An 8,098-nucleotide genomic window follows, 5' to 3' on the forward strand; every position below is an offset into this window, starting at 1 on the left:
GAGGTGGCGGCGCGTCTGCGCGCGCTTCTCTCCGAGCGCATCGTCGCCCCGGCGCTGGCCGAGGCGCCCTGGCTTGTAGGCGCCTTGCGGGTCGAGGAGGGGTGAGGGCGGAGGGGGCGCTGCCCCCGCTCCTGCGGAGCCCCCCGGAGTATTTTCGCCAAGAAGAAAGCCGCGCGTTGAGGCGAAGTCAGAGCTGGCATTCGGGCGGGGGCAGCGAAGGCGGGCTTCGAGCCCATTGCGGATGGATGCTGCGTAGGACGTGAACGTCTGCTAAAGGGCTGATGGTCGATGAGTTTTGGGCCTTTGATGACGATGCCGACTTTCACGCACCTCAATTTTGGCTGGAACGCGGAACCTAACGCGCCAGACATCCAACTCAAACAAGAAGGCACGACCCTCGTGGCCAGCGTAAGGCCTAACCCCTACGTTTTCCCCGAGTATGGGGATGTCTCGAGAATAGCTGTCAGTTTTTTCGACTGCTCAAAATACCGTGTTACATCCGTAAATGACCATGGATGGTATCTCGGGCAGTGCCGGTTCAGCAAACTTGCGCCATCGTGGGGGGAGTTCTACGAGATCTCAGGCGATACCTTCGATGACCTGGACGCAACACCTTGGACACCGATGGAAGGGGCTGGGTCGCATCACTTCCATTTCTATCTTCGCGATGAGGCTCTCGAAGTCAAAGCGCGGGACTGGAGCATGCGGGCCGAAACCTGACCTGCGCGGCGGTTATCGGAACGCCCGCTTCGTCCGCACAGCAGATCCGTCATCGCGTCCACGACAAGTCGTGACTGACGCCCCCCGGTGTTTTCGCCACGAAGAAAGCCGCGCGTTGAGGCGAGGTCAGCGCTCGCATTCGGGCGGGTGCAGCGAAGGCGGGCTTCGAACCCTTTGTTGCCATTGCAGTATCGGCTAACAATCGGCGTCATGACCCGTCGTGCTCTTTCCTTTGCTTATATCGCCTCACTGATCGTGATGGTCGTTGTCGGATTCGGATACAGCAGCCTTTCGCCGGGCTTGGCCACGCGCACTTCGAGCGGGCCGTTTTTCTGTAATCAGCTGATGAGTTCCGGTTCGGACGATGATGCGATGTTGTTTGCATTCGCCCTGTTCATATTGCCGCTCACAATTCGGATCTTGAGAGCGTGGCGTCGCATCGCGCGCGTCGAGTTGGTCGTGTTCGGCCTCTGCGCCTTCGTCTCATGCGTTGCTCTGTGGCTTGCGAGCCTGGACTGCGCCTCAATATTTTACACCGCTTTCATTGTCCCTGACCCTGCGCTTGCCGGCGCCTTGGTTGCACTCCTACTTTCGACGGTGACGCTCGTATCGCTACGTTTCGTTCCACACAGCTGACCCGCAACCAAGTCCTGGCTGACGCCCCGGTCATCAGGGCCTGCAATGCGCGCCCCTCACCTGAAAATACCCTCCCGCGCAAACGGAACGGGGCGCATCCTTTCGGATGCGCCCCGTCTCGGGCGCCCGCGGTAGCGGGCGCAAGCTGGTCTCTCGCTCAGACGAGGCGGCTTTGTTCCTTCGCCGCCTTCACCAGCCCCGCGAAAAGCGGATGCGGCGCGAAGGGTTTCGACTTCAGTTCCGGGTGGAACTGCACGCCGATGAACCAGGGGTGGTCCTTCACCTCGACGATCTCGGGCAGCCGGCCATCGGGCGACATGCCCGAAAAGATCAGCCCGCAGTCCTCGAGCTTGTCGCGATATTTGATGTCGACCTCGTAGCGGTGGCGGTGGCGTTCCTCGATCTGCGTCGTGCCGTAGATCTCGGCGATCTTCGAGCCCTCCTTCAGCACCGCCGAATAGGCGCCCAGGCGCATCGTGCCGCCCTTGTCGTCGTCGACCTTGCGCTCGACCCGGTGGTTGCCCTGCACCCATTCCTTGAGGTGGTAGACGACCGGGGTGAAGCGCTTCTTGCCCGCCTCGTGGTCGAATTCCTCCGAGCCCGCATCGGTCACGCCGGCGAGATCGCGCGCCGCCTCGATCACCGCCATCTGCATGCCGAGGCAGATGCCGAGATAGGGGATCTTCTTCTCGCGCGCATATTGGGCGGCGCGGATCTTGCCCTCGGTGCCGCGTTCGCCGAAACCGCCGGGCACCAGGATCGCGTTGAACTGTTCGAGATGCGGCGCGGGGTCTTCGTGCTCGAAGATCTCGGCGTCGATCCACTCGGCCTTCACCTTCACCCGGTTCGCCATGCCGCCATGCGTCAGCGCCTCGGCGATCGACTTGTAGGCATCCTCGAGCTGCACGTATTTGCCGACGATCGCGACCTTCACCTCGCCCTCGGCATGGGTCAGACGATCCATCACGTCTTCCCAGCGGCTCATGTCGGGCTTCGGCGCGGGCGAGATCCCAAAAGCGTCGAGCACCGCCTGATCGAGGCCGACGCGGTGATAGGCGAGCGGCGCCTCGTAGATCGACTTCAGGTCATAGGCCGGGATCACGCTATCGGGGCGCACGTTGCAGAAAAGCGCGATCTTCGCGCGTTCCTTGTCCGGGATCGGGTGCTCCGAGCGGCAGACGAGCACGTCGGGCTGCAACCCGATCGAGCGCAGCTCCTTCACCGAGTGCTGCGTCGGCTTCGTCTTCAGCTCGCCCGAAGCGGCCAGATAGGGCAGCAGGGTGAGGTGCATGAAGATGCACTGCCCGCGCGGGCGTTCCTGCGCGAACTGGCGGATCGCCTCGAAGAAGGGCAGGCCCTCGATGTCGCCGACGGTGCCGCCGATCTCGCAGAGCATGAAATCGACCTCCTCGTCGCCCACCGCGATCCAGTCCTTGATCTCGTTGGTGACGTGGGGAATGACCTGGATCGTCTTGCCGAGGTAGGAGCCCTTGCGCTCCTTCTCGAGCACGTTCGAATAGATCCGGCCGGAGGAGACGGAATCGGTCTTGCGCGCGCTCACCCCGGTGAAACGCTCGTAATGGCCGAGGTCGAGGTCGGTCTCGGCGCCGTCATCGGTGACGAAGACCTCGCCATGTTCGAAGGGCGACATCGTGCCCGGGTCGACGTTCAGATAGGGGTCGAGCTTGCGCAGCCGCACCGAGAAGCCGCGCGCCTGCAAAAGCGCGCCGAGCGCCGCCGAGGCCAGCCCCTTGCCCAGCGAGGAAACCACGCCACCGGTGATGAAGACATAACGTGCCATGAAGCCCCCGTGATCGGCAAATTCTGCAAATTCTCTAGATTCGCCCGGCCAGAGATGGCCGGAACCACGGGACTTAATACTTACACGATTCGCGGCCTGCCCGCAACCGGACCGCAAAACATTGGGTTAACTGTGACAGATTGCCCTAAGGCTAGTGCAAGCCGGGGCCGCGGCCTCAGTTCGAGGCGGGCGGCGTGACCGGCGCATCCGCGGCCGGCGGCGTCACCGGCGCGTCGGTCGGCGCGGGCGGCGTGGCGAGCAGCGGGTTCGTGGTGGTGTCGGCGGGTGCCGGCGCGGTTTCGGTGGTCGCGGGCGCCTCGGTCGTGGTGGCGCGGTCGATCACCGAGCTGTCGGCGGCCTGACGGGCCGAAAGGATGGTCAGCGTCACCGAGGTGGCGATGAAGCCCGCGGCGAAGATCCAGGTCAGCTTGGTCAGCGCATTCGCCGCCTGCCGCCCGGTCATCACGCCCCCGGTCGAGCCCATGCCGAGACCACCGCCCTCCGAGCGCTGCAGCAGCACCACGCCGATCAGCAGGAGCGCGAGGATCAGGTGGACGGTGAGGACGACGTTTTGCATGCCACGGGGCCTTCTTTTTTCCGACGCGCCTATCTAGGCGCAGACGCGCGCCCACGCAAGCCGTTTCCCGAGCGCAGGCGCCGCCTCTCGCCCGGGGCGCGGAAAATCGCGCCGAAAAACCGGTTTCCCCCGGGCGCGCAGGGGGCTATATGACGCACGGTTTGCAAACCATCAGGAGATCAGGATGGCCAACGTCGTGGTGGTCGGCGCCCAATGGGGCGACGAGGGCAAGGGCAAGATCGTGGACTGGCTGAGCGAGCGCGCCGATGTGATCGCGCGCTTCCAGGGCGGTCACAATGCGGGCCATACGCTCGTCATCGACGGCACCGTCTACAAGCTGAACGCGCTGCCCTCGGGCGTGGTGCGCGGCGGCAAGCTTTCGGTGATCGGCAACGGCGTCGTGCTCGACCCCTGGCACCTGGTGAACGAGATCGCCAAGATCCGCGAACAGGGCGTGGAAATCACCCCCGCGACGCTGATGGTGGCGGAGAACACGCCGCTGATCCTGCCCTTCCACGGCGAGCTCGACCGCGCGCGTGAGGCGCAGGCCGCCGGCTCGAACGCGAAGATCGGCACCACCGGGCGCGGCATCGGCCCCGCCTATGAGGACAAGGTCGGCCGCCGGGTGATCCGCGTCGCCGATCTCGCCGATGACGAGACGCTCGTCGCCCGCGTCGATCGTGCGCTCGTGCATCACAACGCGCTGCGCGCCGGCCTCGGCCTCGAACCGATCGACCGCGAGGCGCTGATCGAGGCGCTGCGCGCGATCGCGCCCGAGATCCTGAAATACGCCGCCCCGGTCTGGAAAGTCCTGGGCGAGCTGCGCAAGGCCGGCAAGCGGATCCTCTTCGAGGGCGCGCAGGGCTCGCTCCTCGACATCGACTTCGGCACCTATCCTTACGTCACCTCCTCGAACGTGATCGCGGGGCAGGCGGCGACGGGCGTCGGCCTCGGGCCGAACGCGGTCGACTATTCGCTCGGCATCGTGAAGGCCTATACCACCCGCGTGGGTGAGGGCCCGTTCCCGACCGAGCTGAAGGATGACGACGGCGACCGCCTCGGCACCCGCGGCCACGAATTCGGCACCGTCACCGGGCGCAAGCGCCGCTGCGGCTGGTTCGACGCGGTGCTGGTGCGCCAGACCTGCGCGATCTCGGGCATGAAGGGCATCGCGCTGACCAAGCTCGACGTGCTCGACGGCTTCGAGACGCTGAAGATCTGCGTGGCCTATGACGTCGATGGCGTGCGTTACGACTATCTGCCGACGCAGGCGGCGCTGCAGGCAAAGGCGAAACCGATCTACGAAGAGCTCGAAGGCTGGTCCGAATCGACCGCCGGCGCGCGATCGTGGAACGATCTGCCGGGTGCCGCGGTGAAATACGTGCGCCGCATCGAGGAGCTGATCCAGTGCCCGGTCGCCATGCTCTCGACCTCGCCCGAGCGCGATGATACCATTCTGGTCACCGATCCCTTCGAGGATTGATCCTTTCGAGGACTGACCGATGCGCACGCTTCTGCTCGATGGTCATCCGCGGGCAGGGGCGTTGTCGTCGCATCTGCTCGACATCTATCAGGCGGGGCTTCCCGGCGTGACCGACCGGGTCGCGCTTGCCGATCTTGCCTTTGCCGAGACCGCGATCCGCAGCTATGCCGCGGTGCCGGAGTGGGAGCCGGACCTTGCCGATCTCTGGCAGCGGATCTGGGCGGCCGATCACCTCGTGCTGGCCTTTCCGCTCTGGTGGGGGGATACGCCCGCGCGGCTTTCGGGGCTTTTCGAGCGGCTCTTCCTGCCGCAGCGCGCCTTCGCCTATCACCGCGACGACCCGTGGTGGGAGCGTGGGCTGGCCGGGCGCTCGGCGGATCTCTTGATCACGATGGACACGCCGCCCTTGTGGTTGCGGCTTGCATGGCGGGCCCCGATCGTGCATCGGATGCGCCATCAAGTTCTGGGCTTCGTCGGGTTCAAACCGGTGCGGGCCTTCCTGTTCGGGCCCACCCGGCGTGGCGGGGCCGAGCGCAATCTGCCCCGGTGGGAGGCGCGCGTGGCGCGTGCCGCGCAAAGCGCCCCGGGCCTGCGACGCGGAGCGAGACATGCTGCCCTACAAGACCCGTAAACGCCTGTCGATCCTTGCGCTGGTTATCGGCCTGCCACTTTATATCGTCGTCGCGGTGAGCGTGGTGAACTGGGCCGAGGCGCGCTGGGGCATGCTGCCCTGGTGGGGGGCGCTCGTCATCTATGTCGGGCTTGGTTTTCTCTGGGCCTTGCCGCTGAAGCCGATCTTCCTTGGCGTGGGTCAGCCCGATCCCGACGCGCCGCGCGAGTGATCCCGCGCTTTCGGCCGTGCCGAAACGAGAACGGAGGGGCAGGGCCCCTCCGTTTCGCTGTCTACAACCGGTCGATCGTCACGCACGCTTGCCGTAATATTGCGAGGCCTCGGTGATCGCGTATTGGCCGCGTTTCACCTTGGCGATCTTGCCCTGGCGCAGCAGCTTGCCAAAGACGCGCAGCCGGTCCTCGCGGCTGAAATCGCCCTCGGGGCCGATCGCGGAGAGCTTGCGCATGATCTGCGGCGGCGAGAAATGCGGCCGGCCCTCGATCTGCGCGGTATAGGCGGCGGCGGCCTCGAGCAGGTCCGACAGGCCCTGGGTGCCGAGGCTTTCGGCGAATTCGGCAAAGCTCGCGGCCTCGGCGGGGTTCATCGGCGCCTCGGGCGTGGCCTCCTCGGCGTCGAAGCCCTCGATCTCCTCGTGATGGATCTGCGCGGCGGAAATCCGGCGCGGGCGGATCGCGGCGGCCTGCACCTGGGCCTCGGTCGGGTTGCGGTCGACGCGCTGCTCGGAGACGAGCACGAGCGGCGCCGGGCGCGCCTCGACCGGGGTTGGGCGCGGCGTCGCGGCATGGGCGGCGCTGACGGGGCGGCGCGGGCGCACCGCATGGGTCAGATCCTCGCGATAGGGGCGCGTCTCGTCCTCGGGCGCGGCACTGGCGCCGGCGCGGCGGTCGGCGACGGTGGCGGCGACGGCGGCCTTGAGATGCGCGATCGCCGAGATCCGGCGGCGGTTCTCGCTGCCCGAAAGCTGGGCGTCGGCCTTGTCCATCAGCCGCGAGAGATCGGTTTCCGGCAGCGGCGGCGGCTGGCTCGGCCGGGCGGCACCGGTCAGATGCACCTCCGGGCGGCGCGCGGCGACCGGTTCGGCGGGCGCCTCTTCCTCGATCTCCTCGGCGATTTCGATAGCGATCTCCGCCGCGGGCTGTTCCGCGACCTCGGCTACGGTCTCTTCGGCGGGTTCCTCGGCGACGATCTCTTCCGCGACAGGTTCTTCCGCGACGAACGGTGCCTCGACCGGCTCTTCCGCGGGCACCGCTTCGAGGATCGCTTCCTCTTCCACCGGCTCTTCCGCGACGGTCTCTTCCGCGACGGGCTCCGCCATCGCGGCCGCCGCTTCCGGGGCCTGCTGCGCGGCGATCAGCGCGGCGATCTCGTCATCTTCCAGCATCTCGCGCAGCGCGGCGGGTTCCGGCGCCTCGATCTGCTCCGCCTCGGCCTGGGCCGCGGCAAAGGCCTCGATGTCGAACTCCTCGGTGCTCGCGGCGGGCTCCTCCGCGACCGCGGCGGTTTCGGCGACGGTTTCCAGGACGGGGGCGTCCTCGTCCTCGCCTTCGAGCATCGCCAGTTCGGCCAGCAGCTCGGCTTCCTGTTCCGGGGTCAGGCCCGAGTCGTTCGGCGCGGCGGGCACTTCGGCGGCGGTCAGGCGCAGCGCGTCGGCGCGGCGCACCTTGATCACGCGGGCGCGGATCGTCGGGCGCGGCTGTTCGGCGACGGGCAGCGCGGGGGTCTCGGGCTCGGCTTCGGCCTGAGCCTCTTCGGCGGCCTTGGCCGCGGCTTCGGCTTCGGCCTGCGCCTTCGCTTCCGCTTCGGCGGCGCGGGCGGCCGCTTCCGCTTCCGCGCGGGCCGCGGCCTCGGCGGCTTCCCGGGCCTCCGCTTCGGCTTTCGCCTGCGCCTCGGCGGCGCGCTCGGCGGCTTCGGCCTCGGCGCGGGCGGCCTCCTCGGCCTCCTCGGCGATGCGCGCCGCTTCCTCGGTCGCTGCCTGCGCTGCGGCCTCCTCGGCGGCCTGAGCCTCCTCGGCGGCGCGGGCGGCGCGGCGCTCGGCGCGGCGGCGGCGGCGCGCTTCGAGACGGTCGAGCGCCTCGTCCTCGGCCGCGATCGCGTCGGCGCTCAGCGCTTCCGGCTCCTCGGCGCGATCCTCGGCGGCGGCGCTCGCCTCCTCGGCGTCATCCTCCGCCTCGGCACGGGCCTCGGGTTCGGGGGCCACGGGTTCGGAGGGGGCGGGCTCAGACGCGGCCTCCTCCGCTTCCTCGGATT

General features: G+C 67.5%; 7 protein-coding genes. 4 read left to right on the forward strand and 3 right to left on the reverse strand.

What is annotated here, in order from left to right; all coding sequences use genetic code 11:
* The first annotated feature begins 930 nt into the window (after positions 1-930).
* Positions 931-1,356, forward strand: a complete 426-nt coding sequence (locus tag AB7U46_RS16940; RefSeq protein WP_428338164.1) for a hypothetical protein — start codon at positions 931-933, stop codon at positions 1,354-1,356.
* Positions 1,357-1,513: 157 nt separating this feature from the next.
* Here the strand turns inward: AB7U46_RS16940 and AB7U46_RS16945 are convergent, their stop codons facing one another.
* Both AB7U46_RS16945 and secG read right to left on the reverse strand, forming a co-directional pair.
* Positions 1,514-3,157 (reverse strand): CTP synthase, encoded by a 1,644-nt coding sequence (locus AB7U46_RS16945; RefSeq protein ID WP_428338165.1) that lies wholly within the window; start codon positions 3,155-3,157, stop codon positions 1,514-1,516.
* 175 nt (positions 3,158-3,332) lie between these two features.
* Positions 3,333-3,734 carry a preprotein translocase subunit SecG gene (secG, locus tag AB7U46_RS16950; RefSeq protein WP_428338166.1) on the reverse strand — a complete coding sequence of 134 codons (402 nt, stop codon included), beginning with the start codon at positions 3,732-3,734 and terminating at the stop codon, positions 3,333-3,335.
* A gap of 184 nt (positions 3,735-3,918) precedes the next feature.
* Between secG and AB7U46_RS16955 the strand changes: the two genes are divergently transcribed.
* From AB7U46_RS16955 to AB7U46_RS16965, 3 genes are read left to right on the forward strand one after another with little or no spacing between them, the layout of a single operon-like run.
* Positions 3,919-5,217 (forward strand): adenylosuccinate synthase, encoded by a 1,299-nt coding sequence (locus tag AB7U46_RS16955; protein ID WP_428338167.1) that lies wholly within the window; start codon positions 3,919-3,921, stop codon positions 5,215-5,217.
* 19 nt (positions 5,218-5,236) lie between these two features.
* Positions 5,237-5,848, forward strand: a complete 612-nt coding sequence (locus AB7U46_RS16960) for an NAD(P)H-dependent oxidoreductase (RefSeq protein WP_428338168.1) — start codon at positions 5,237-5,239, stop codon at positions 5,846-5,848.
* Positions 5,826-6,059, forward strand: coding sequence for a DUF2842 domain-containing protein (locus AB7U46_RS16965; RefSeq protein WP_428338169.1), 234 nt, complete (start codon positions 5,826-5,828; stop codon positions 6,057-6,059). Before AB7U46_RS16960 ends, AB7U46_RS16965 begins: the two co-directional genes overlap by 23 nt.
* 78 nt (positions 6,060-6,137) lie before the next feature.
* Here AB7U46_RS16965 and AB7U46_RS16970 read toward each other — a convergent pair.
* Positions 6,138-8,098 (reverse strand): hypothetical protein (locus AB7U46_RS16970; protein WP_428338170.1); only part of this gene is annotated, 1,961 nt, incomplete at its 5' end.

Source organism: Paenirhodobacter sp. (genome assembly GCF_050177655.1).
Classification (GTDB): domain Bacteria; phylum Pseudomonadota; class Alphaproteobacteria; order Rhodobacterales; family Rhodobacteraceae; genus Rhodobacter.

Coding starts and splice junctions, on each gene's coding strand:
- AB7U46_RS16940 (WP_428338164.1), top strand. CDS start 931: ATGACCCGTCGTGCTCTTTCCTTTGCTTATATCGCCTCACTGATCGTG.
- AB7U46_RS16945 (WP_428338165.1), bottom strand. CDS start 3,157: ATGGCACGTTATGTCTTCATCACCGGTGGCGTGGTTTCCTCGCTGGGC.
- secG (WP_428338166.1), bottom strand. CDS start 3,734: ATGCAAAACGTCGTCCTCACCGTCCACCTGATCCTCGCGCTCCTGCTG.
- AB7U46_RS16955 (WP_428338167.1), top strand. CDS start 3,919: ATGGCCAACGTCGTGGTGGTCGGCGCCCAATGGGGCGACGAGGGCAAG.
- AB7U46_RS16960 (WP_428338168.1), top strand. CDS start 5,237: ATGCGCACGCTTCTGCTCGATGGTCATCCGCGGGCAGGGGCGTTGTCG.
- AB7U46_RS16965 (WP_428338169.1), top strand. CDS start 5,826: ATGCTGCCCTACAAGACCCGTAAACGCCTGTCGATCCTTGCGCTGGTT.